We start from the raw sequence: 20,944 nt of genomic DNA on the forward strand, positions 1-20,944 counted from the left end.
TAGAGTTCCTGGCATCCGGTCCGCCGGATGCCCGCCGCAGTCTCCCGGCCGGTCGACAACGGAGTCGTCCCGGTGCGGGTCATCCCCCCGTTCGCGCGTCGAACGTTCCGCTGGTTCCAGCACCCCGCTCCCTCCTCGAGAAGGGACTCCCGCGATGACGACCCGCGTCTCGCACACCGCGACCACTGTCCGCCTCGTCCGCTGGTACCGGATCGACTCCGACTGGCTCTCGGAGGTCGTCACCGGCCGCCTGCTCGAGCACCAGGACGGCCGCTGGCGCCTGCTCGTCGGCGAGAAGGTCCGTGACTACCCGGACGAGGTGTGGTCGCTCTGCCACGAGTGACGCCGTCGCGGAGCACCGCGGCCCGGACGAGGCGTCAGAGGTAGAGGTAGTACGTCTTCGCGCAGTCCGTCGAGCAGAACGGGTCACGGCGGCGGGCCGGCCGGACGCGGCACGCCTCGCACAGCCGAGGCCGGCGCAGGAGGACGCGGAGGACGGTCAGCACCTCTGCACGGTAGTGCGGCGACCTGGCTGCGCCCTGGCACTGTCCGGAAAGCGCGACCAGGCGGTCGAGTGGTGGGCCCCGTCGGGCTCGAACCGACGACCCGCGGATTAAAAGTCCGCTGCTCTGCCAACTGAGCTAGAGGCCCGCGCGCTCCAGGGTAGCGGGCCGTCGACGCCCCCGGAGCAGGTGCGGCCCGGAGCAGGTGCGGCCCGTAGCGCGGACGATCCCGGAGCGGACCGCGTCCTCCGCGCGGGCATACCCGCCCAGCCGCGGGCGTTACCCTCCTCGAACCCCCTACGGAGCGCGAGCGCGAGAGCGTCCGCGCGCACGACCGCGGAAGGCGGCCCCATGACAGACGGCTTCCACAAGCCGACCAAGTTCCCCTCCCACGTCTTCGAGGCGTTCCAGGGAGGAGAGGACCCGGCGCAGATCAGCCGTGTCGCCCACGAGACCGCGATCGCGCTGCTGAGCCGTGTCCGGAACGACCCCGACCCGGTGGTCATCGACCGCCTGGTCGAGTACACCGACCACAACGGCATCGACGCGCTCGCCGAGCTCTGGGCGCGCTCCAGCGCGGCGAGCCTGCCGGGCGCCCTCTGGCGGATCTACCTGCTGCGGCTGGTCATCCGGCAGGACCCGGAGAGCACGAGCTTCCTCTACCAGCGCGGAGTCGAGCTGTCCGCCACGATCGACCCGGTGGTCGCCGGAGCCAGCACTCCCACGGGGCCGGCCGAGATCACCGAGCTGGCCGACCGGATCCTCCGCGGCGTCTTCGACGGCGACTTCGCGGTGGCACTGGACCGCGCCGCGGCGTTCTGCCGCGTGAGCGCCTCCGGAGCCGTCTCGGTCGCCGACGACGTGGAGCCGGTGAACCCCGCCCGGGCGAGCAAGCTGACCACCCGCGCCCTGCGCCTCTCGACCACCGCGGCCGAGCTCGTGAGCTGCGCGCGGCTGTGGCGGAGCGACTCCCTGGAGTGACGCGCAACCCGCGTTCACCCATTGCGAACGCCGCTCGCCGCCACCGCGGAGGCCTTTGGTAGACTGGCGGAAGCCGGATCGCAGTAACCCCGGGCTCCACTTATAGCCGCTTCGAGCGGCCTCGCGCCGAGAGGCGTTCCTGCGGTCCGGCCCCTTCTCTGCTCGCATCGAGGCCACGGTGCGCGAGGCGAGGGCCCAGGAGGAGTCGATCCTCGCCCGAGTCCCCACAGACAGGCGCCAGCGGAATGAAGAACAGCAGAGCTCTCCGGATCGGCGCGCGCGTCTGGGCGGGGACGGGGCTGCTGGTCGTCGCCGCCCTCTACCTCCTCGCCGCGCCGAGCGTCGACGACGCGGAGGGCGCCCAGTTCGCCGCGGGGGTCTCGCTCTCGCAGGGCACGGTGATGCGCGTCCTCGCGGTCCTCGACGTGCTCGCCGGGCTCTGGGTCCTCATCCGCCCGCGCAGCTATCCGGGCATCACCGCTGCGGCGGTGGCCGTGATCTCGCTCTGGCTGGCCCCCCGGCTGGGCGACCCCGCGCTCGTGCCGATCGGCACGTTGGCGCTGGATGTCCGATTCGTGACGCACCCGATCGAGGTGTCGGTCGTCGTTGCAGGCCTGGCCGTGACAGCCTTCTGGATGACGCGGAATCTTTCAGCCCGGGCGCGGGCGAGGCGGGGCTGATGACGGACGACACCACAGCGGAGGCGGCTGTCCTCCTCGAGCGCATCGCCGGGGGAGAGCAGGCCGCGTTCGCCGCGCTCTACGACCAGATGGCCGGCCGGGTCCTCGGCCTGATCATCCGCGTCCTCGTCGACCGCTCCCAGTCCGAGGAGGTGGCCCAGGAGGTCTTCCTCGAGATCTGGCAAACCGCTGGGCGTTTCGCTCCGAATAAAGGAAGCGCGACGACCTGGATCCTCACGATGGCACACCGCAGGGCCATCGACAGGGTCCGCGCGGCTCAAGCCGGCCGTGATCGGGACATGCGCATCGGAATCCGAGACCTCGGACGCGACTACGACCAGGTCTCCGAGCAGGCGGAGGTGTCCCTCGAGCACGAGAAGGTCGCGGCCGCCATGGGCCGCCTGACGGAACTGCAGCGGCAGGCGCTGCAGCTCGCTTACTACGGCGGATACTCGCACAGCGAGATCGCGGGGATCCTGCAGTGCCCCGTGGGAACCGTCAAGACACGCCTGCGTGACGGAATGATCAGACTTCGAGAAGAGATGGGGGTGGCCCTGTGAACGATGTGCGACTCCCCGACGGGATGGACGACCCGCGCGATCTCGCGGCGGGTCACGCACTGGGCATCCTGACGCCCGAGGAGCAGGAGCGCTACGAGCGCTTCCTCTCCGAGCACCCGGAGGCGCGCGGCGAGGCCGACGCGTTCGCCGAGGTGGCGGAGGCGCTGGTCGCCGACGCACCCGCCGTGGAGCCCTCGCCGGGCTTCAAGGCCGACCTGATGGCGCTCATCGCCACCACTCCGCAGCTGCCGCTGGAGGAGCCCGACGAGGACCACGAGGCGCCCGCCGCGCCCCGTCTGGTCCCCGTCGCCTCCGAGGGCGAGCGGAGCGGTCCGACGGCTCGCCGGGACGGTGGCGGCAGCGCCGCGAACCGCGCACGGAGCCGCTGGTTCGCCCGCCCCGCGGTCTACCTCTCGGCGGCCGCGGCCGCCGCGGTGATCGTGGTCGGCGGAGTGACCCTTCCGCCGCTGCTCTCGTCCGGCCCCGGCCAGACGCAGCAGCAGACGGCTCTGGAGCAGATCCGCAGCGCCCCCGACGCGCAGGAGACGACCGGCACGGTCGCCACCGGCGAGCAGGCGACGCTGGTCTGGTCGAGCTCGCTCGGCCGCTCCGCCCTCGTGGTGGACGACCTGGCGCCGCTGCCGGAGGACAAGACCTACGAGCTCTGGTACATCGGCTCATCCGGTCCGGTCGCCGCAGGGACGTTCGACGGGGGAGAGGGCAGCACCGTGGCCCCGCTCGAGGGGAGCCTGACCGAGGGCGGAGTCGTCGCCGTGACGGTCGAGGACGCCGGCGGCTCGCCGACTCCGACCACCGATCCGATACTGGCGATCGACATCGCCTGACGGCCCGAGCACGAGAAGAGCCGCACTCCCATGACGGAGTGCGGCTCTTCTCGTTCCCGGAGGGAACGCGGTGGAACGAGAGCGAGCCGCGACCCCGGAGGGACGCGGCTCGCTCTCGTCTGCGGCGGATCAGCCGAAGCGGCCCGAGACGTAGTCCTCGGTCGCCTGGACGGACGGCCGCGAGAACATCGTCGCGGTGTCGTCGTACTCGATGAGCTTGCCCGGCTTGCCGGTGCCCGCGATGTTGAAGAACGCGGTGCGGTCCGAGACGCGCGAGGCCTGCTGCATGTTGTGGGTCACGATGACGATCGTGTAGTCGTTCTTGAGCTCCTCGATGAGGTCCTCGATCGCGAGGGTCGAGATCGGGTCGAGGGCGGAGCAGGGCTCGTCCATCAGGAGGACGTCGGGGGAGACGGCGATCGCGCGGGCGATGCACAGACGCTGCTGCTGGCCGCCGGAGAGACCGGAGCCCGGCTTGTCGAGGCGGTCCTTCACCTCGTTCCAGAGGTTCGCGCCCTGGAGCGAGCGCTCGACGAGCGCGTCCGCGTCCGACTTCGAGATGCGGCGGTTGTTGAGCTTCACGCCGGCCAGCACGTTGTCCCGGATGGACATCGTCGGGAACGGGTTGGGGCGCTGGAAGACCATGCCCACCTGCCGGCGGACCTGCACCGGGTCGACGCCCGGGCCGTACAGGTTGTTGCCGTCGATCAGGACCTCGCCCTCGACGTGCGCGCCGGGGATGACCTCGTGCATGCGGTTGAGCGTGCGGAGGAAGGTCGACTTGCCGCAGCCGGACGGGCCGATGAAGGCGGTGACCGTGCGGGGCTCGATGGCGAGCGAGACGCCCTCCACCGCGAGGAACTGGCTGTAGTAGACGTTGAGGTCGTTGACCTCGATGCGCTTGGACATTGCTTCCTTCGGGGATTCCGGCCGGAGCCGAGTGGTGGGTGTCAGCGGCCGAGCTTGGGGGCGAAGATCTTCGCGATCAGGCGGGCGACCAGGTTCAGCGCCATGACGATCAGGATGAGGGCCAGCGCGCCGGTCCAGGCCCGGTTGAGGAACGCCTCGGCGTCGGGGCCCTGGTTCGCGTACTGCGTGTAGACGAAGACCGGGAGGGTCATCATCCGCTCGCTGAAGAGGTCGTAGTTCATCGACGCGGTGAAGCCGGCGACGATGAGCAGCGGGGCGGTCTCGCCGATGACGCGGGCGATCGCGAGGGTGATGCCCGTCGTGATGCCGGCGATGGAGGTCGGCAGCACGATCTTGACGATGGTCAGCCACTTCGGCACGCCGAGGGCGTAGGACGCCTCGCGCAGCTCGTTCGGGACCAGCTTCAGCATCTCCTCCGACGAGCGGACGACCACGGGGATCATCAGCACGGCGAGGGCGATCGAGCCGGCGAAGCCCATCCGGACGCCGGGGCCGAGGAGCAGCGCGAAGAGCGCGTAGGCGAACAGGCCCGCGACGATGGAGGGGATGCCCGTCATCACGTCGACGAAGAAGGTGATCGCCCGGGCGAGGTGGCCGCGGCCGTACTCGACGAGATAGATCGAGGTGAGCAGGCCGATCGGCACCGAGATCAGCGCGGCCATGGCCGTGATCTCGAGCGTGCCGATGATCGCGTGGAGGGCGCCGCCGCCCGCGTCGATGACGTTGCGCATCGACGAGGAGAAGAAGAGCGGATCGAACCGCGCGACTCCGTTGGAGACGACCGTGTAGAGCAGGGAGATCAGCGGGAGCAGCGCGATGATGAACGCGGTCGCGACCAGCGAGGTCACGAGGCGGTCGACAGCCTTGCGGCCGCCCTCGACCAGGCGCGAGACCACGTAGATGGCGACATCGAAGAGGACGGTGCCCCAGAAGATCGCGCCGACGAGGCTGAAGTCGTTCATCATGCCGGCCGCCTGGAGGATCAGGAAGACGGCGGCGAACACGACCCAGCTGCCGACGAGCAGCATCCAGGGAGTGCCCTTGGGCAGCTTGCCCGCCTGCAGCGAGAAGGGCATCGACGAGGTGGCGGCGGACATCAGTTGGCTCCCGAGAAGGCCTTGCGGCGGTTGACGATGAACCGCGCGACCGAGTTCACGACGAGGGTGATGACGAAGAGGATGAGGCCCGAGGCGACGAGGACGTTCACGCCGACTCCGCTCGCCTCCGGGAACTGCAGCGCGATGTTCGCGGCGATGGTGTTCGAGTTCTGCGAGGTGAGCAGGAGGAAGGAGACGACCGTCGCGGGCGAGAGCACCATCGCGACGGCGAGCGTCTCGCCGAGGGCCCGGCCGAGGCCGAGCATGGCGGCCGAGACGATGCCCGGGGCGCCGAAGGGCAGGACGGCCATGCGGATCATCTCCCAGCGGGTCGCGCCGAGCGCGAGCGCCGCCTCCTCGTGCAGGCGCGGGGCCTGGAGGAAGATCTCGCGGCAGACCGCGGTGATGATCGGGATGACCATGACGGCCAGCACCACCGAGGCGGTGAGGATCGTCTTGCCGGTGCCCGACGCCTGGCCGCCGAAGAGCGGGAACCAGCCGATGTTCACGTTGAGGAAGAGGTAGAAGGGCTGCACCATCGGTGCCAGCACGGTCGCGCCCCAGAGGCCGAAGACCACCGAGGGGACGGCGGCGAGGAGGTCGACCACGTAGCCGAGGGCCATCGCGATGCGGCGCGGCGCGTAGTGCGAGATGAAGAGGGCGATCGCGATCGAGAGCGGCAGGGCGATCACCAGGGCGATCACCGCCGACCAGACCGTGCCGAACACCAGCGGGCCGACGTAGGCCCAGAAGCTCGTCGCGTCGCCGGGGAGGCTGCCGGCCGGCGCGGTGAACGCGGGGATCGACTGCGCGATGAGGAAGATCGCGACGGCGGCGAGGACGAGGAGGATGAGGGAGCCGGCGGCGACGGTCGAGATCGAGAAGACCCGATCTCCGACACGCACCTTCGCCTTCGGGCGGACGACGGTCTCAGTTGCCATTCCAGGGGACTCTCTTCAGACGAGGGGGTTCGGCGGGGCGCACAGGGAGATGCTAGGGCTCGGAGGGGCGTCCGGTGGGTCGAGCCCGGCACAGGCGGGGCCCGTCCCGCGGATCGTGCTGCGAGACGGGCCCTGCCGGTGGGACTACTTGATCGACTCGATCGCGGTGGCGACGGTCGAGGCGAGCTCGGAGCTCAGGGGAGCGGAGCCGGCCTGAGCGGCGGCGGCCTCCTGGCCCTCCTCGCTCGCGACGTAGGAGGCGAAGGACTTGACGACCTCGCCCTTGTCGGCGTCCGCGTACTCCTGGCACACGATGAGGTAGCTGACCAGGACCATCGGCCAGGCGTCCGCCTCGGTGCCGGTGCGGTCGATCTTGATCGCGAGGTCGTTGTCCTCGCGGCCGTCGGCGATGGGCGAGGCGGCGACGACCGCCGCGGCTCCGTCGGCCGAGATGGTCGAGAACGCGTCGCCGACCTTCAGCTGGGCCATGTCCATGCCCTGGGCGCCGGACTCGTCGGCGTAGCCGATCGTGTTGGTGCCGTTCTTGACCGCGTCGACGACACCCGAGGTGCCCTTGGCGCCGTCACCGCTCTGGTACGGGAAGGTCTGCGCGGCGGGAGCGTCCCAGACGTCGCTCGCGGTGGCCGCGAGGTAGTCGGTGAAGTTCTGCGTTGTGCCCGAGTCGTCCGAGCGGTGCACGGAGGTGATGTTCGCCGACGGGAGGGTCGCGTCGGGGTTCAGGGCCTTGATCTCCGGGGCGTCCCAGGAGGTGATGGTGCCCTTGAAGATGCCAGCGATGGTGGCCGCGTCGAGCTTGAGCTCGTCGACGCCCTCCACGTTGAAGATGACCGCGATCGGCGAGATGTAGACCGGGAGGTCGATCGCCTTGGTGTCGGGGGCGCAGGCGGCGAAGGTGCCCGCGAGCTCCTCGTCCTTGAGCGCGGAGTCGGAGCCGGCGTAGTCGGCGGCGCCGTCGATGAAGTTGGTGCGGCCGGCGCCGGAGCCCTGCGGGTCGTAGTTGACCGTGACCTCGGGGTTCGCGGTCTGGAACGCGGCGGCCCAGGTGGTCTGCGCGGTGCCCTGAGCGGACGAGCCGATCCCGGTGATGGTGCCGGAGAGCGTGGAGGTGGTGGCGGAGCCGGAGCTGCCGCCTGCGGCCGGTGCCTCGTTGGCAGCGCAGGAGGTCAGCGTGATCGCTGCGACGGCGGCGACGACGGCCGCCTGGCCGAGACGCGAGAATCTCACAAGTATCCCTTTCGGGTAGGAAAGCGTGGAAAACAGAACAGGGCCTGGTGCAGCCCGCGAGCGAGAGTACGGAGGGGTCGTGTCCTGGCACCGACCGCTCGGTGAACGCGCGGTGAACGGGTCCGCCTCGGGGATTGCGGAGCGACGGGGCGGCGGGGAAGGCGCGGTGCGTCGGGCGCGTCCCGGTGGCGCGACCGGCCCGGTGCGGACGGACCCGTCGAGCCGGTCACGCAGCGCGCCCGGGCGGTCAGGCCAGCGGCGTGTGCGTCTCGATCGCGACGATGCCGGATCCGGGATGACCGGTGGAGAGGTGCACCACGGCGAAGCCCCCGGTCGGGAGCGCTGCCGCCTCGTCGAGGTAGGCGCCGAGAGGGGTCGCCGTGGCGAGGGCGATCTCGCGCAGGATCTCGGGGATCACCGGCCGGTGGCTGCAGAGGACGGCGGTGCGGCGGGCGCGGACCCGCTTGCCGACCAGGGCGCGGACGTCGGCGGTGCCCTGCTCGTGCGCCTCCTGGCTGAGGTCGTCGCGCAGCTTGACCGGCTTCCTGACCAGACCGGACAGCGGGGCGATGGTCGACCGGCAGCGCTTGGCGGTGCTCGAGACGAGGCGGCGCGGGCGCCAGGCGGCCACGGCCTGAGCGGCGGCAGCGGCCTCGACCCGGCCGCGCCCGGTGAGGCGGCGGGTGGAGTCGCGGCCGTCCCAGGAGGAGGCGGGCACCGCCTTCGCGTGCCGCAGGACCACGATCGCGAAGGTCTCGAGCGCACCGCGTGCGGCTATCCGGGCGAACTCGTCGACGATCGTCACGTCGTGCGGATAGGTCAGGTAGCTCCGGGCCCGCTTGAGCGTCACCCACTCGAGCGCCTCGACCTCGTCGTTCGGGAGGAAGTCGGACGCCAGGACGGCCTTCTCGGTCACCTGCGCCGCCCAGTAGTAGACGGCCTTCGGGCGCCCGCTCGGCAGCGTGTACTCGGTGCACCCCAGCGGCACCCCGAGCGCCACCGAGAGCCCGGTCTCCTCGCGGATCTCGCGGACCGCGGTCTCCGGAAGGGACTCGCCCGCGTCGACCTTGCCCTTGGGCAGGCTGACGTCCCGGCGGTGCGGCCGGTGGATCACGAGGATGTGCGGGCGGCCCTCGATGATCCGCCAGCACACCGCTCCTGCTGCGTAGACGGTGCCCGTCACGGGCGTCAGCGGCTGGAGGCCCGGTTGGCGGACCGTGTCGCCGCGCGCTTGCGATGGGTGATGTGCTGCATCAGCTGGTTCTGCAGGTCGGCGAGCGGAGCGCCCTCCTCATCGAGATGGTGCCGCGTCCAGTCGCCGTCCGGGCCGAGCCACCAGGAGGCGGTCCGCTCGTCCATCGCCCGCTCGAACATGTCGTCGATCTCGCTGAGGTGCGCCGGCTCGACGATCCGCACCAGAGCCTCGACGCGGCGGTCGAGGTTGCGGTGCATCATGTCGGCGCTGCCGATGAAGACGTCCGGCTCGCCGCCGTTGACGAAGCTGAAGATGCGGGAGTGCTCGAGGTAGCGGCCGAGGATCGAGCGCACGCGGATGGTCTCGGAGAGCCCCTCCTGGCCGGGCTTCAGCCCGCAGATGCCGCGCACCCACACGTCGACCGGCACGCCGGCCTGGCTGGCGCGGTAGAGCGCGTCGATCACGGACTCGTCGACGATCGAGTTGACCTTGATCCGGATGCCCGAGGGGCGCCCCGCGCGGGCGTTCTCGGTCTCGGCGGCGATCCGCTTGAGCAGGCCCTTCCGCAGGTGGCGCGGCGCGACCAGCAGGCGCTTGAACTTCTTCTCGATCGCGTAGCCCGAGAGCTCGTTGAACAGACGCGTGAGGTCCTTGCCGACCTCGGGGTCGGCCGTCAGGAGTCCGAGGTCCTCGTAGATGCGCGAGGTCTTCGGGTTGTAGTTGCCGGTGCCGATGTGGGAGTAGTGGCGGAGCACTCCGCCCTTCTCCTGGCGGATGACGAGCGCGAGCTTGCAGTGGGTCTTCAGCCCGACGAGCCCGTAGACCACGTGCACGCCCGCCTTCTCGAGCTTGCGCGCCCACGAGATGTTCGCCTGCTCGTCGAAGCGCGCCTTGATCTCGACCAGGGCGAGCACCTGCTTGCCCGACTCGGCCGCGTCGATGAGCGCCTCGACGATGGGGGAGTCGCCCGAGGTGCGGTAGAGCGTCTGCTTGATCGCGAGCACGTCCGGATCGGCCGCCGCCTGCTCGAGGAACGACTGCACGCTCGTCGCGAAGGACTCGTAGGGGTGGTGAAGGAGCACGTCGCCGCGGGAGACGGCCTTGAAGACGTCCTGCCGCTGGTTGGGCTCGCTGGGCGAGAGCTGCACCGCCGTCGTCGGGACGTGATTGGGGTACTTCAGGTCCGGGCGGTCGATCTTCTGCAGGCTGAAGAGCCCGCTGAGGTCGAGCGGGGCCGGGAGCTTGTAGACCTCCTGCGTCGTGATGTCGAGCTCGCGGACCAGCAGGCCCAGCGTCTCGTCGTCCATGTCGTCGGTGACCTCGAGGCGGATGGGCGGGCCGAACCGGCGGCGCAGCAGCTCCTTCTCGAGGGCCTTGATCAGGTTCTCGGTCTCGTCCTCGTCGACCTCGACGTCCTCGTTGCGCGTCACCCGGAACACGTGGTGGTCGAGGATCTCCATGCCGGGGAACAGGTCGTCCAGCTGGTTGGCGATCAGGTCCTCGAGCGAGATGAACCGCATCGGCTCGCCCGGCGCCGCGACGCCGGCGATCCGCACGAAGCGGGGGAGCATCTGCGGCACCTTGAGGCGCGCGAACTCGACCTTCTGCGTCTTCGGGTTCCGCACCCGCACCGAGAGGTTGAGCGAGAGGCCGGAGATGTAGGGGAACGGGTGCGCCGGGTCGACCGCGAGCGGCATCAGCACCGGGAACACCTGGGCCGAGAAGTAGTCGTCCAGCACGGTGCGCTCGGCGTCGCTCAGCTCGTCCCAGCGGACGAGGTCGATGCCGCCGTCGCGCAGGGCGGGCTCGACGAGCTCCTTGAACGCTCGGGAGTGGCGCTGCTGCAGCAGGTGCGCCTTCTCCGAGATGTCGGTCAGCACGTCGACCGGCACGCGCCCGATGTTCGTCGGCAGGGCGAGCCCCGTGAGGATGCGGCGCTTGAGGCCGGCGACCCGGACCATGAAGAACTCGTCGAGGTTGGACGAGAAGATCGCGAGGAAGTTCGCCCGCTCGAGCGCCGGAACCAGCGGATCCTCCGCGAGCTCGAGCACGCGCTGGTTGAACGCCAGCCAGCTCAGCTCCCGGTCGAGGTAGCGGTTGTCGGGGAGGAGCGGGTCCGAGTGCTCCTCCTCGTCGTCGAAGTCGTCGTCGAGGTCATCGCTGAGACCGTCTTCGAGAAGCAGGTTGTCGCCGTCCATGCGACCATCCTGGCACCGCGTCCGTCCGCTCCGCGCCGCCGCTCGTGAATGCCGGATGAACGGGGCCGGGGAAGGCCCTGTGGAGGAGTGCCGGCTCAGCGCAGCGGCGCGGCCCGCTGCAGGTACTGCACGTCGACGGAGGCGTCCGTGAACCCGAGCGAGCGGTAGAGCGCCACCGCCGACCGGTTCTCGGCCTCGACGTAGAGGTCGGCCGTGGTGCAGCCGCGCTCGAGCATCCGCGCGAGCCCGGCGTTCAGCAGGGTGCGGCCGAGTCCCCGTCCGGCCGCCTCGGGGGCGACCCCGAGGACGTAGATCTCGCCGGTCGTCGATCCGGGCTCGATCTTGAGCCAGTCGTAGCCGAGGAGCGTGCCGTCGGCGTCGCGGAGCAGGAGGAAGTCGCCCTCGTCGAACCACGGCTCGGCGCGGCGGGCCGCCAGGTCCTCCTCCGTCATCCGCCCCTGCTCGGGGTGCGCGGCGAAGATCCGCGCGTTCAGGGCGATCCACTCGGCCGGAGCGAGGTCGCGGGCGTCCGAGAGGACGACGCCCTCGGGGACGCGGACCTCGGGGGCGGCGAGCGGCTCGAGCTCGAGGTGCAGGAGGGTGCGAACCGGTGCGAAGCCGTGGGAGGCCGCGAGGGCCCGGGCGGCGGGGTGGTCGCCGTGCGCCCAGGCGAGCAGGCCCGTCCGGCCGCTCGCGAGGACCTGCTCCAGGGTCGCGGTGCCGAAGCCGACCCCGCGCCACTCCGGATCGACGACGAACTCCAGCTCGCCCTGCCCGAGGATCGCCGCCGCCACGACCACGTCCGCGCGCAGCCCCACGAGGAGGGTGCGCGAGCCGGCCCGGGCGTCGACGAGCGTCTGGTCGCTGAAGGGGGGCTGGTGGTCGAACCAGGCGGCGCGCCCGATCAGGTGCTCGAGGCCGGCCGCCACCGCGGGATCGGCCAGGTCCTCAACGGACAGGTTGAGCGACTCGCTCATTGTCCTCTTCGTACACGTTGAAGCGGTATCCGACGTTGCGGACCGTGCCGATCAGCGACTCCAGGTCGCCGAGCTTCGCGCGGAGGCGCCGCACGTGCACGTCGACCGTGCGGGTGCCGCCGAAGTAGTCGTAGCCCCACACCTCGCTCAGCAGCTGCTCGCGGGTGAAGACCCGCGAGGGGTGCGTGGCGAAGAAGCGGAGGAGCTCGAACTCCTTGAAGGTGAGGTCGAGCGGGCGCCCGTGCACCTTGGCGGAGTAGCTGGCCTCGTCGATCACGACGCCCGACGCCTGGATGCGCGAGGTCGACTGCTCCTGCGCCAGTCGGCCGATCACCAGGCGGATGCGGGCGTCGACCTCGGCGGGGCCGGCCGAGTCGAGGATGACGTCGTTGACGCCCCAGTCGGCCGAGACGGCCGTGAGCCCGCCCTCCGTGAGAATCAGGATGAGGGGGACGTTGATGCCCGTGGTCGTGAGGATCTTGCAGAGCGACTTGGCGCTGGCGAGGTCCTGCCGCGCGTCGACCAGGATCAGATCGCAGCTCGGGGCGTTCACGAGCTGGGCGGGCTCCGCGGGGATCTGCCGGGTCCGGTGGCTGAGGAGCCCCAGTGCGGGGAGCACCTCGGCGCCTCCCGCCGAGGTCAGTATCAACAACTGCGCCACGGATCCTCCAGAACTGGTCTGCCCGCAATACTAGCGGCGGGCCGGGAGGGGCGTCCGCCTGGGGCACAATTGTCGGATGGGCAGGGATCGGGTGGGCATCGGAGTCGTCTGGGCGCTCGCACTCGCGGGCTCCGTGCTGACGCTGGCGATCGCCGCTCCGGAGTCCCGGCAGCTCTGGCTCGCGCTGACGTTCGGCGGCTGCGTGCTCGCGACCTTCGCGGTGCAGCTCGCCGTGGCCCGCGCCGAGGGGTACCTCCTCCGCGCGATGACGAGCATCGTCGGAGCGATGGCCGTGGTCGCGGTCGCGAGCGGGATCGCCCTCCTCCTCCCCGCCTGAGCAGTCGCGCCCTCCCGTCCCGAGCGCCCGGATCCGCACCGCCTGAGCGGTCGCGTCCGCCCCGCCCCTGCGTCGGAGGCGGCGGGTAGGATGAGCGCATGCTTCTCGCCCTGGAACTCTTCTACCTCGGTCTGCTCGGGCTCGCCTCCCTCGCCATCGCGTGGGTCTCCGGCGTGGTCGTCTACAAGCTCTACCGCGGCCAGCGCTAGCCGCCGCGGAGCCCGAGTGATCTCGCTTCCGTCGGGCCTGCCGCCCGAGCTCGTCCCCCTGTCCTGGCTGCTCGGCGTCTGGGAGGGCTCGGGCGTCATCGACTACACGATCGGCGACGACTCCGTCCAGGCCGAGTTCGGCCATCGCATCAGCTTCAGCTACGACGGCCTCCCGTACCTCAACTACAACTCCTACACGTGGCTGATCGAGGAGGGCGCCGAGGAGGCGCCCCGGCCGCTGGTCACCGAGACCGGCTACTGGCGCCTCAGCCGCGCTCTGACCGACTCCGACGCCGGCCCGGGAATGCTGCCCGGCCGCGGCGCACCCGCCTTCCCCGACGCGGAGTCCGTCGAGACGCTGCGCAACGCCGCCGGCGGGTTCGACATCGAGGTCTCGCTCGTGCACCCGGACGGGGTCAGCGAGCTCTACCTCGGCCAGGTCAAGGGGCCGCGGATCGACCTCGCGACCGACGCGGTGATGCGCACCGCCGCGGCGAAGGACTACGCCGCCGCCACGCGCCTCTACGGCCTGGTCGACGACCACCTGCTGTGGGCGTGGGACATCGCCGCGCTCGGCCAGGGCCTGCGGACCCACTCCTCCGGACGGCTCGCCCGTGTCGACTGACGCGCTCTCCCCGCTCCTGGCCGCCCCGGGCGCCGTCGCGACGACGAGCGCCGCCGAGCCCGGCGTCGCCGCCCACTACGGCGAGCCCTTCCGCGAGCAGCGCGCTCTCGCCGCGGGCACCGCGCTCGTCGACCTCTCCGGCCGCGGCGTCGTGACCGTCACGGGGCCGGACCGCCTCACCTGGATCGACTCGCTCACCAGCCAGGCCGTCTCGCGCCTCGCTCCCGGCGCGTCCGCCGAGACGCTCCTGCTCGACCCGACCGGCCGGATCGAGCACGTCATCCGCCTCGTCGACGACGGCGAGACCGCCTGGCTCCTGCTCGACCGCGACGAGACGGCCGGCCTGGCCGCCTGGCTCGACCGGATGCGCTTCATGCTCCGCGTCGAGGTCGCCGACCGCACCGACGACTTCGCGACCCTCGCCGCCCTCGGCGACGGGCCGGCCCTGACGCTCGCCCTGTCCCTGGCCGAGGAGCCCGTCGTCTGGAGCGACCCGTGGTCGCAGGTCCAGCCGGGCGGCTGGCAGTATGCGCTGACCACAGAGCACCCCGGGGCCTCCTGGGAGCTCCGCGAGGTCCTGGTCCCGCGAGCGGCCCTCGAGGCCCTCGCGGAGACGGCCGTCGGGGTGGGAGTGGCCCTCGCGGGAGTCGACGCCCTCGAGGCGCTGCGCATCGCCGCCTGGCGCCCGCGCCACGCGACCGAGGTCGACGAGCGGTCCATCCCGCACGAGCTCGACCTCCTCCGCTCGAGCGTGCACCTCGCCAAGGGCTGCTACCGGGGCCAGGAGACGGTGGCGAAGGTGCACAATCTCGGCCACCCGCCCCGGCGCCTGGTCCTGCTGCAGCTCGACGGCTCCGACTCGGTCCTCCCCGCCCACGGCGACGTCGTCACGGCGCTCAAGGGCGGCGAGCCGGTCGAGGTCGGCACGGTCACCTCCAGCGCCTGGCACTACGAGGACGGACCGGTCGCTCTCGCGGTCGTCAAGCGGAGCGTCCCGGTGGATCTCGAGCTGACCGTGCTGGCCGGCGACTCGCGCGTGGCCGCGGCCCAGGAGGTCGTGGTCCCGCCCGGAGCCGGAGCGGAGGCGGGAGTGCCCCGCCTGCCCCGCCTCGGGGCGACGACCAGGTAGGCCACGCCGTGGTGGCCGCACGTCCCGCCGAGCGGGGCCGGGCGGCCGAGCGGCTGCGCGGTCTCGTCCGGACCCCCGAGCTGAGTCCCGCGCGCGCCCTCGCCCGCGCGGGGGCGTCGCTCCCCGCCGTGCTGCAGATCGTGCTCGCGGCGACCCTCGCCTACTCCGTCGCGCACTTCCTCCTCGGGCACCCCGCGCCGGTGCTGGCGCTGACGGCCACGATCTCGAGCCTCGGCATCGCGCGCGACACCCGCCCCAAGCAGGTGGCCGAGACAGCGACGGGGATGCTCATCGGCATCACGGCCAGCGAGGTCCTGCTCCTGCTGTGGGGGAGCGGCGTCTGGCAGCTCGCCGTCGTCCTCGCGATCGTCTTCACGCTCGGCCGGGCCCTCTCGCCCTCGCCGGGGTTCGCGGTGGCCGCCGGGACCCAGGCGATGCTGGTGATGGTCCTCCCTGCGCCGGACGGAGGCGTCTTCACCCGGAGCGTCGACGGCCTGATCGGCGGGCTCGCGGCGCTGCTCTGCACGGCGATCGTGCCCCGCCCGCCGCTGCGCACAGCGCGGGCCGAGGCGCACCGGCTCCTCACCGCGCTCAGCCGGACCGTGGAGGAGCTGGCCGAGGCGCTCCGCCGGGGCGACTCCTCGGCGTCCACCGCAGCCCTCGAGCGGATCCGCGGGACGCAGCCGGTCATCGACGGCTGGACCGCGGCGCTCGACTCCGCGACCGGCGTCGCCCGGATCTCGCCGTTCGTCCGCCGGCACCGCGGCGAGCTCTCCCGCCAGGCCGTGATGCTGTCCGCGCTGGACCTCGCGACCCGCAACCTGCGCATCGTCGCGCGCCGCACCGACTTCCTCGTCCGGGACGGCGCCCCGCGGCCGGAGCTCGCCGGAGCGGTCGCCGCCCTCGGCCCGGGCATCGCGCTGCTCGGCCGCGCGGTCGCCGATCCGTCGGTGCTCGCCCTGGCGCGTCAGGACCTCGTGCTGCTCGCGACCACGCTCGACCCCCAGCGGCTGATCCCGGAGGCGCGCCTCGCCGAGAAGACGGTGCTCGTCCTGCTCCGCCCGCTCGTCGTCGACCTGCTCACGGCGACCGGCGCCGCTCCCGCCGAGGCGCGGGCCGCCCTGCCCCCGCTCGCCTAGGGCTCAGGAGGTCCGGTGCTCAGGTCCGGTGCTCAGGCCCGGTGCTCAGGCCCGGCGCTCAGGAGGAGGGGGCGACCGCCTCCCACGCGACCGTCACCTCGCCCAGGCGCCAGCGCCGCGGCCCGCCGAGGACCGGCCACTCCGGCCGGAGGTCCCGGACCGCCGCGATCCAGCGCTGACCCGGACCGTAGACGGCGAGAGGGGCGTTCAGCGTCCACGCCCGCTCGAGGGCGGAGAGGAAGGCGTGCACGCCCTCGCCGGGCACGTTGCGGTGGATGAGGGCCTTCGGCAGGCGCTCGGCCGCCGTCATCGGCGAGGGGATCGCCGCGAGCCGGAGCGAGAGGGTCAGCGAGCGCGGGCCCTCCCGGCCGACCTCGATCCAGGTGCAGATGCGGCCGATCTCGTCGCAGGTGCCCTCGACCAGGACGCCGTCGGGCTGCAGGCGGTCCGTCATCGTCGCCCAGGCTTCCTCCACCGCGTCCTCGTCGTACTGGCGGAGCACGTTGAAGGCGCGGATGACGCCCGCCCGCCGCCCCGCGGGCAGGGGCACCTCGAAGCCGCCGCGCTCGAAGCGCACGCGCGCGTCCGCGGGGAACGGCGTGCCGCCCTCCCTCACCCGGGCGAGCTGGCGCCGAGCGGTGTCGACCCGTGCGGGCTCGATCTCGAGGCCGAGCACCTCGACGTCGGGCGCGGCCCGGACGAGCCGGCGGTGCAGCTCGAGCGTGGTGACCGCGCTCGCCCCGAAGCCGAGATCGACGACGAGCGGGGAGGCGGTGCTGCGCAGGACGGGCAGCTCGGCGAGCCGGCGGTCGACCCGGCGGAGGCGGTTCGTGCCCGTCGTTCCGCGGGTGACGGCTCCGATGGGCATGCTCTCCAGCGTATCCGCGGGCGAGGGGGCCGCCTCTAAGCTGGACGCATGTCCGAGACCTACACCCTCATCCTCGTGCGCCACGGCAACAGCGAGTGGAACCAGAAGAACCTCTTCACCGGCTGGGTCGACGTGCGCCTGACCGAGCAGGGAGTCGCGGAGGCCACCCGCGCCGGCGAGCTGCTGACCGAGGCGGGCCTGCACCCCGACATCGTCTACACGTCGCGCCAGACGCGTGCGATCCAGACCGCCAACATCGCCCTCGAGGTCGCCGACCGCCTGTGGATCGACGTCAAGCGCTCCTGGCGCCTCAACGAGCGCCACTACGGCGCCCTGCAGGGCAAGGACAAGGCGCAGACCCTCGCCGAGTACGGCCCCGAGCAGTTCCAGACCTGGCGCCGCTCCTTCGACGTGCCGCCGCCCCCGCTCGACGACGACGACCAGTACTCGCAGGCGCACGACGAGCGCTACGCCGACCTCGGCGACGCCCTGCCCCGCACCGAGTCGCTGAAGCTCGTGATCGAGCGGATGCTCCCGTACTGGAAGTCCGACATCAAGCCGGACCTCGCCTCGGGCAAGACCGTCATGATCACCGCGCACGGCAACTCCCTCCGCGCGCTGGTGAAGACCCTCGACGGCATCTCGGACTCGGACATCGCGGAGCTCAACATCCCGACCGGGATCCCGCTCGTCTACGAGCTGAACGAGGACTTCGAGCCCATCGGCGAGGCGCGCTACCTCGACCCCGAGGCCGCGGCCGCCGGTGCCGCCGCCGTCGCCGCCCAGGGCGCCAAGAAGTAGCACCGCCCCGCACGCGCGAACGGCCCGCCCGAGTCCTCGACTCCGGCGGGCCGTTCCCGTAGCCCCGGAGGCGGAGCGCACGGACACGTCCGGCCCGCAGGAGACGCTCGTTCCTGCGGGCCGGACGGTGAGACGGGCCGGAGCCCGAGGTGTCGACTAGGAGTAGTCGCCCGAGATCAGGTACTGGACCTTCTTGGCGATCGACACGGCGTGGTCGGCGAAGCGCTCGTGGTAGCGGCTGGCGAGGGTCGCGTCGACGGTGTCGGCGGCCTGGCCCTTCCACGCCTCGCTGAGCACCTTGTCGAAGACGCTGACGTGCAGCTCGTCGATCTTGTCGTCCTCGTCGCGGATCTCCTCGGCGATGCGCGGGTCCTGCGAGCGGAGCAGGTCGGTCAGCTTGTGTGCGACGACCACGTCGAGGCGGCCCATCTCGACGAACGTCGGACGCAGGCTCTTGGGGACCACCTTGTCGGGGAAGCGATAGCGCGAGAGCTGGGCGATGTGCTCGGCGATGTCGCCCATCCGCTCGAGCGACGCGCTGATGCGCAGCGCCGAGACGACGATCCGCAGGTCGCGGGCGACCGGGTTCTGCCGGGCGAGGATGTCGATCGCGAGCTCGTCGAGGCTGATGGCCAGCTCGTCGATGCGCGCGTCGCTCGCGATGACCTCCTCCGCGAGGGTGACGTCGGAGTGGTTGAACGCCTGGGTCGCCTTCTCGATGGCGATCTCGACGAGTCCGGAGATCTCGACGAGTCGTTCCTGGACCTCGGCCAGCTCCTGCTGGAAAACTTCGCGCATCTGTGTTCGACCCTCTCTACGGCGCGCGCGGACGACGGCGCCGGATCTGCGGCGAGCACCTCGCACGCCGCTGCGACTGCACTCCGTGGGCGCAGGCGCAGTCATGATGACCACGGCAGGTTAACGGACGGTGCCGGGCGTTTGAACAGTACTCGACCCCCGGAGGATCGACGGGAGTCCGGTAGGGGGACGCCCGGTGGATGGTTAGCCTGGGTCCGTGGATTCGGGCTTGATCGTGGTTCTGTCGCTCGTTCTCGGTGTCGCGATCGGGATCCTTCTGACGACCGTGCTCACGCTCGCCGCCCGCCAGGGCCGCATCGCGCAGGACGTGATCTCGGTCGGGCTCCCCGAGGGGATCGAGGCGATCATCGACGCCGTCGGCTCGCCCGCCTTCGTGACCGACCCGTCTCACAACGTGCTGAAGGCGTCCACCCGCGCCGTCGCGCTCGGCCTGGTCTCGCAGGACACGCTGCTCCACCCCGACCTCGCCGCCATCGTCGACCGCGTCCGCCGCTTCGGCGACGACATCGTCCAGGACCTCGAGCTCGCGACCAGCCCGCTCTCCGACGCCGCCGTGACGCTCGTCGTCCACGCGACCCGCCTCGGCTCCCGCTACGTCCTCGTCATCGCCGAGGACCACACCGAGGCGCGCCGGCTCGAGGCCGTCCGCCGGGACTTCGTCGCCAACATCTCCCACGAGCTGAAGACCCCGATCGGCGCCGTCGGCCTGCTCGCCGAGGCCCTCGACTCCGCCGCCGACGACCCCCAGCAGGTGCGCCGCTTCGCGCACCGGCTGACCCAGGAGTCGCACCGCCTCGCGAAGATCACGCGCGAGATCATCGAGCTCTCCCGCCTCCAGGCCGCCGACGTCGCCGGCTCCGCCGAGATCATCCGCGTCGACGACGTCGTCACGGCGGCGCTCGAGACCACCCACGTCATGGCGGAGTCGCACGACGTCACCCTGGTCAAGGGCGGGATGAAGAAGGCCTACGTCGTGGGGCAGGAGAAGATGCTCGTCTCGGCGCTGCACAACCTCCTCGCCAACGCCATCCAGTACTCGCCCGCAGGCTCCCGCGTGGGCATCGGCGTCCGCTCCACCGGCGGAGTCGTCGAGATCGCCGTCACCGACCAGGGCATCGGCATCCCGGAGGAGGACCTCGACCGGGTGTTCGAGCGCTTCTACCGCGTCGACCAGGCCCGCTCCCGCCACACCGGCGGCACCGGCCTCGGCCTCAGCATCGTCAAGCACGCCGTGCAGAACCACGGCGGCGACGTCCGCGTCTGGTCCAAGCCCGGCCGCGGCTCCACCTTCACCATCCGGCTCCCCGAAGCCGACCCCGCCCGGACGCCCTTCGCGGCGACCGCCCCGATAGGAGAACACGCGTGACCAGCATCCTGCTCGTCGAGGACGAGAGCGCCCTCAGCGAGCCCCTCAGCTACCTGCTCGAACGCGAGGGCTACGACGTCACCGTCGCCGAGGACGGCAACCGCGCCGTCGCCGCCTTCGACGAGGGCGACTACGACCTGATCCTCCTCGACCTCATGCTGCCCGGCATGCCCGGCACCGAGGTCTGCCGCGAGATCCGCACCCGCTCCTCCGTCCCGATCATCATGGTCACCGCCAAGGACTCCGAAGTGGACATCGTCGTCGGCCTGGAGCTCGGCGCGGACGACTACGTCACCAAGCCCTACTCCACCCGCGAACTGCTCGCCCGCATCCGCGCCGTCCTCCGACGCCGCACCGAGGAGCCCGGCGAGGAGCGGATCGTCGTCGCGGGCCCCGTCCGCATGGACATCGAACGCCACACGGTCGAAGTCGACGGCGTCGAGACCCCGATGCCCCTCAAGGAGTTCGAGCTCCTCGAGATGCTCCTCCGCAACGCGGGCCGCGTCCTCACCCGCGGCCAGCTCATCGACCGCGTCTGGGGGAGCGACTACTTCGGCGACACGAAGACCCTCGACGTCCACGTCAAGCGCATCCGCTCGAAGATCGAGAAGACGCCGAAGGAGCCGGTGCTCCTGGTTACTGTCCGCGGCCTCGGCTACCGCTTCGACGCTTGATCGCGGGCCCTGGCGGGGCGATCTGCGGCGTCGTCGTCGGTTGCGATACCGCTGGTATCGCGCCCTCCTCCGCCTTGCAGCTCACCCCGCCAGGACCCGCGATCAACCCTGTACTGGAGGGGTGGGGGACGAGGCCGTCGCTGCGCGACGAGCCAGGTGGGGTG

Annotated in this window: 23 protein-coding genes and 1 tRNA gene; 12 read left to right on the forward strand and 12 right to left on the reverse strand. The window is 71.5% G+C overall.

Annotation, left to right across the window (positions count from 1 at the left end; all coding sequences use genetic code 11):
* The first annotated feature begins 154 nt into the window (after nucleotides 1-154).
* The gene (locus tag C5C99_RS14780; RefSeq protein ID WP_104224712.1) at nucleotides 155-343 is read left to right on the forward strand and encodes a hypothetical protein; all 189 of its coding nucleotides are present in this window, start codon (nucleotides 155-157) and stop codon (nucleotides 341-343) included.
* A 34-nt stretch (nucleotides 344-377) separates the two neighbouring features.
* Here C5C99_RS14780 and C5C99_RS17575 read toward each other — a convergent pair whose 3' ends face one another.
* The gene (locus C5C99_RS17575) at nucleotides 378-506 is read right to left on the reverse strand and encodes a hypothetical protein (protein WP_258059535.1); all 129 of its coding nucleotides are present in this window, start codon (nucleotides 504-506) and stop codon (nucleotides 378-380) included.
* Nucleotides 507-575: 69 nt separating this feature from the next.
* Nucleotides 576-651 (reverse strand) — tRNA-Lys (locus tag C5C99_RS14785).
* A gap of 203 nt (nucleotides 652-854) precedes the next feature.
* On the opposite strand from C5C99_RS14785, the gene C5C99_RS14790 reads away from it, so the two are divergent.
* The 4 genes from C5C99_RS14790 to C5C99_RS14805 all read left to right on the forward strand — a co-directional run bounded on the left by C5C99_RS14790 (nucleotide 855) and on the right by C5C99_RS14805 (nucleotide 3,569).
* Nucleotides 855-1,484, forward strand: coding sequence for a DNA-directed RNA polymerase subunit beta (locus C5C99_RS14790; RefSeq protein ID WP_104288069.1), 630 nt, complete (start codon nucleotides 855-857; stop codon nucleotides 1,482-1,484).
* 245 nt (nucleotides 1,485-1,729) lie between these two features.
* The gene (locus tag C5C99_RS14795) at nucleotides 1,730-2,164 is read left to right on the forward strand and encodes a hypothetical protein (RefSeq protein WP_104227272.1); all 435 of its coding nucleotides are present in this window, start codon (nucleotides 1,730-1,732) and stop codon (nucleotides 2,162-2,164) included.
* Nucleotides 2,164-2,724: an ECF RNA polymerase sigma factor SigK gene (sigK, locus tag C5C99_RS14800; RefSeq protein WP_104224709.1), complete on the forward strand. Its 561-nt coding sequence runs from the start codon at nucleotides 2,164-2,166 to the stop codon at nucleotides 2,722-2,724. The genes C5C99_RS14795 and sigK overlap by 1 nt, the downstream gene beginning before the upstream one ends.
* The gene (locus C5C99_RS14805) at nucleotides 2,721-3,569 is read left to right on the forward strand and encodes an anti-sigma factor domain-containing protein (protein WP_146076502.1); all 849 of its coding nucleotides are present in this window, start codon (nucleotides 2,721-2,723) and stop codon (nucleotides 3,567-3,569) included. Before sigK ends, C5C99_RS14805 begins: the two co-directional genes overlap by 4 nt.
* A gap of 129 nt (nucleotides 3,570-3,698) precedes the next feature.
* Here the strand turns inward: C5C99_RS14805 and pstB are convergent, their stop codons facing one another.
* The 8 genes from pstB to C5C99_RS14845 all read right to left on the reverse strand — a co-directional run bounded on the left by pstB (nucleotide 3,699) and on the right by C5C99_RS14845 (nucleotide 12,813).
* The gene (pstB, locus tag C5C99_RS14810) at nucleotides 3,699-4,478 is read right to left on the reverse strand and encodes a phosphate ABC transporter ATP-binding protein PstB (RefSeq protein ID WP_104224707.1); all 780 of its coding nucleotides are present in this window, start codon (nucleotides 4,476-4,478) and stop codon (nucleotides 3,699-3,701) included.
* A gap of 41 nt (nucleotides 4,479-4,519) precedes the next feature.
* On the reverse strand, nucleotides 4,520-5,596 hold the full coding sequence (gene pstA / locus C5C99_RS14815; RefSeq protein ID WP_104224706.1) for a phosphate ABC transporter permease PstA: 1,077 nt from the start codon (nucleotides 5,594-5,596) through the stop codon (nucleotides 4,520-4,522).
* Nucleotides 5,596-6,537, reverse strand: coding sequence for a phosphate ABC transporter permease subunit PstC (pstC, locus tag C5C99_RS14820; protein ID WP_104227270.1), 942 nt, complete (start codon nucleotides 6,535-6,537; stop codon nucleotides 5,596-5,598). Before pstC ends, pstA begins: the two co-directional genes overlap by 1 nt.
* A gap of 144 nt (nucleotides 6,538-6,681) precedes the next feature.
* A complete protein-coding gene (gene pstS, locus C5C99_RS14825; protein ID WP_104224704.1) occupies nucleotides 6,682-7,782 on the reverse strand; it encodes a phosphate ABC transporter substrate-binding protein PstS in 1,101 nt (366 codons plus the stop codon).
* A gap of 247 nt (nucleotides 7,783-8,029) precedes the next feature.
* Complete coding sequence (locus C5C99_RS14830; RefSeq protein WP_104224703.1) at nucleotides 8,030-8,965, reverse strand: NUDIX domain-containing protein; 936 nt, start codon at nucleotides 8,963-8,965, stop codon at nucleotides 8,030-8,032.
* Nucleotides 8,966-8,970: 5 nt separating this feature from the next.
* Complete coding sequence (locus C5C99_RS14835; RefSeq protein WP_104224702.1) at nucleotides 8,971-11,175, reverse strand: RNA degradosome polyphosphate kinase; 2,205 nt, start codon at nucleotides 11,173-11,175, stop codon at nucleotides 8,971-8,973.
* A gap of 95 nt (nucleotides 11,176-11,270) precedes the next feature.
* Entirely contained in the window at nucleotides 11,271-12,152 is an 882-nt protein-coding gene (gene mshD, locus C5C99_RS14840) for a mycothiol synthase (protein ID WP_104249369.1), read from the reverse strand.
* A complete protein-coding gene (locus C5C99_RS14845) occupies nucleotides 12,124-12,813 on the reverse strand; it encodes a winged helix-turn-helix domain-containing protein (protein WP_104224700.1) in 690 nt (229 codons plus the stop codon). Before C5C99_RS14845 ends, mshD begins: the two co-directional genes overlap by 29 nt.
* 76 nt (nucleotides 12,814-12,889) lie before the next feature.
* Between C5C99_RS14845 and C5C99_RS14850 the strand changes: the two genes are divergently transcribed.
* The 4 genes from C5C99_RS14850 to C5C99_RS14865 all read left to right on the forward strand — a co-directional run bounded on the left by C5C99_RS14850 (nucleotide 12,890) and on the right by C5C99_RS14865 (nucleotide 16,252).
* Nucleotides 12,890-13,150: a hypothetical protein gene (locus C5C99_RS14850; RefSeq protein ID WP_146076503.1), complete on the forward strand. Its 261-nt coding sequence runs from the start codon at nucleotides 12,890-12,892 to the stop codon at nucleotides 13,148-13,150.
* A 225-nt stretch (nucleotides 13,151-13,375) separates the two neighbouring features.
* Nucleotides 13,376-13,984 (forward strand): FABP family protein, encoded by a 609-nt coding sequence (locus tag C5C99_RS14855; protein ID WP_104224698.1) that lies wholly within the window; start codon nucleotides 13,376-13,378, stop codon nucleotides 13,982-13,984.
* The gene (locus C5C99_RS14860; RefSeq protein WP_104324497.1) at nucleotides 13,974-15,113 is read left to right on the forward strand and encodes a folate-binding protein YgfZ; all 1,140 of its coding nucleotides are present in this window, start codon (nucleotides 13,974-13,976) and stop codon (nucleotides 15,111-15,113) included. Before C5C99_RS14855 ends, C5C99_RS14860 begins: the two co-directional genes overlap by 11 nt.
* A gap of 8 nt (nucleotides 15,114-15,121) precedes the next feature.
* Complete coding sequence (locus tag C5C99_RS14865; RefSeq protein WP_104309424.1) at nucleotides 15,122-16,252, forward strand: aromatic acid exporter family protein; 1,131 nt, start codon at nucleotides 15,122-15,124, stop codon at nucleotides 16,250-16,252.
* A gap of 58 nt (nucleotides 16,253-16,310) precedes the next feature.
* On the opposite strand, the gene C5C99_RS14870 is transcribed toward C5C99_RS14865, so the two are convergent.
* Nucleotides 16,311-17,120, reverse strand: a complete 810-nt coding sequence (locus C5C99_RS14870) for a class I SAM-dependent methyltransferase (protein WP_104338990.1) — start codon at nucleotides 17,118-17,120, stop codon at nucleotides 16,311-16,313.
* Between the two features lie 48 nt (nucleotides 17,121-17,168).
* On the opposite strand from C5C99_RS14870, the gene C5C99_RS14875 reads away from it, so the two are divergent.
* Nucleotides 17,169-17,921 carry a phosphoglyceromutase gene (locus tag C5C99_RS14875; RefSeq protein WP_104340307.1) on the forward strand — a complete coding sequence of 251 codons (753 nt, stop codon included), beginning with the start codon at nucleotides 17,169-17,171 and terminating at the stop codon, nucleotides 17,919-17,921.
* Between the two features lie 156 nt (nucleotides 17,922-18,077).
* Here C5C99_RS14875 and phoU read toward each other — a convergent pair whose 3' ends face one another.
* Nucleotides 18,078-18,719, reverse strand: a complete 642-nt coding sequence (gene phoU / locus C5C99_RS14880) for a phosphate signaling complex protein PhoU (RefSeq protein ID WP_104224693.1) — start codon at nucleotides 18,717-18,719, stop codon at nucleotides 18,078-18,080.
* Between the two features lie 217 nt (nucleotides 18,720-18,936).
* Here phoU and C5C99_RS14885 point away from each other — a divergent pair, with 217 nt between their 5' ends.
* Together C5C99_RS14885 and C5C99_RS14890 are read left to right on the forward strand one after the other, a co-directional pair.
* Nucleotides 18,937-20,106, forward strand: a complete 1,170-nt coding sequence (locus C5C99_RS14885) for a cell wall metabolism sensor histidine kinase WalK (RefSeq protein ID WP_104224692.1) — start codon at nucleotides 18,937-18,939, stop codon at nucleotides 20,104-20,106.
* The gene (locus tag C5C99_RS14890) at nucleotides 20,103-20,780 is read left to right on the forward strand and encodes a response regulator transcription factor (RefSeq protein ID WP_104227263.1); all 678 of its coding nucleotides are present in this window, start codon (nucleotides 20,103-20,105) and stop codon (nucleotides 20,778-20,780) included. The genes C5C99_RS14885 and C5C99_RS14890 overlap by 4 nt, the downstream gene beginning before the upstream one ends.
* Nucleotides 20,781-20,944 lie beyond the last annotated feature (164 nt).

Origin of the sequence: Rathayibacter sp. AY1C4, assembly GCF_002932195.1 — a bacterium.
Classification (GTDB): Bacteria; Actinomycetota; Actinomycetes; order Actinomycetales; family Microbacteriaceae; genus Rathayibacter.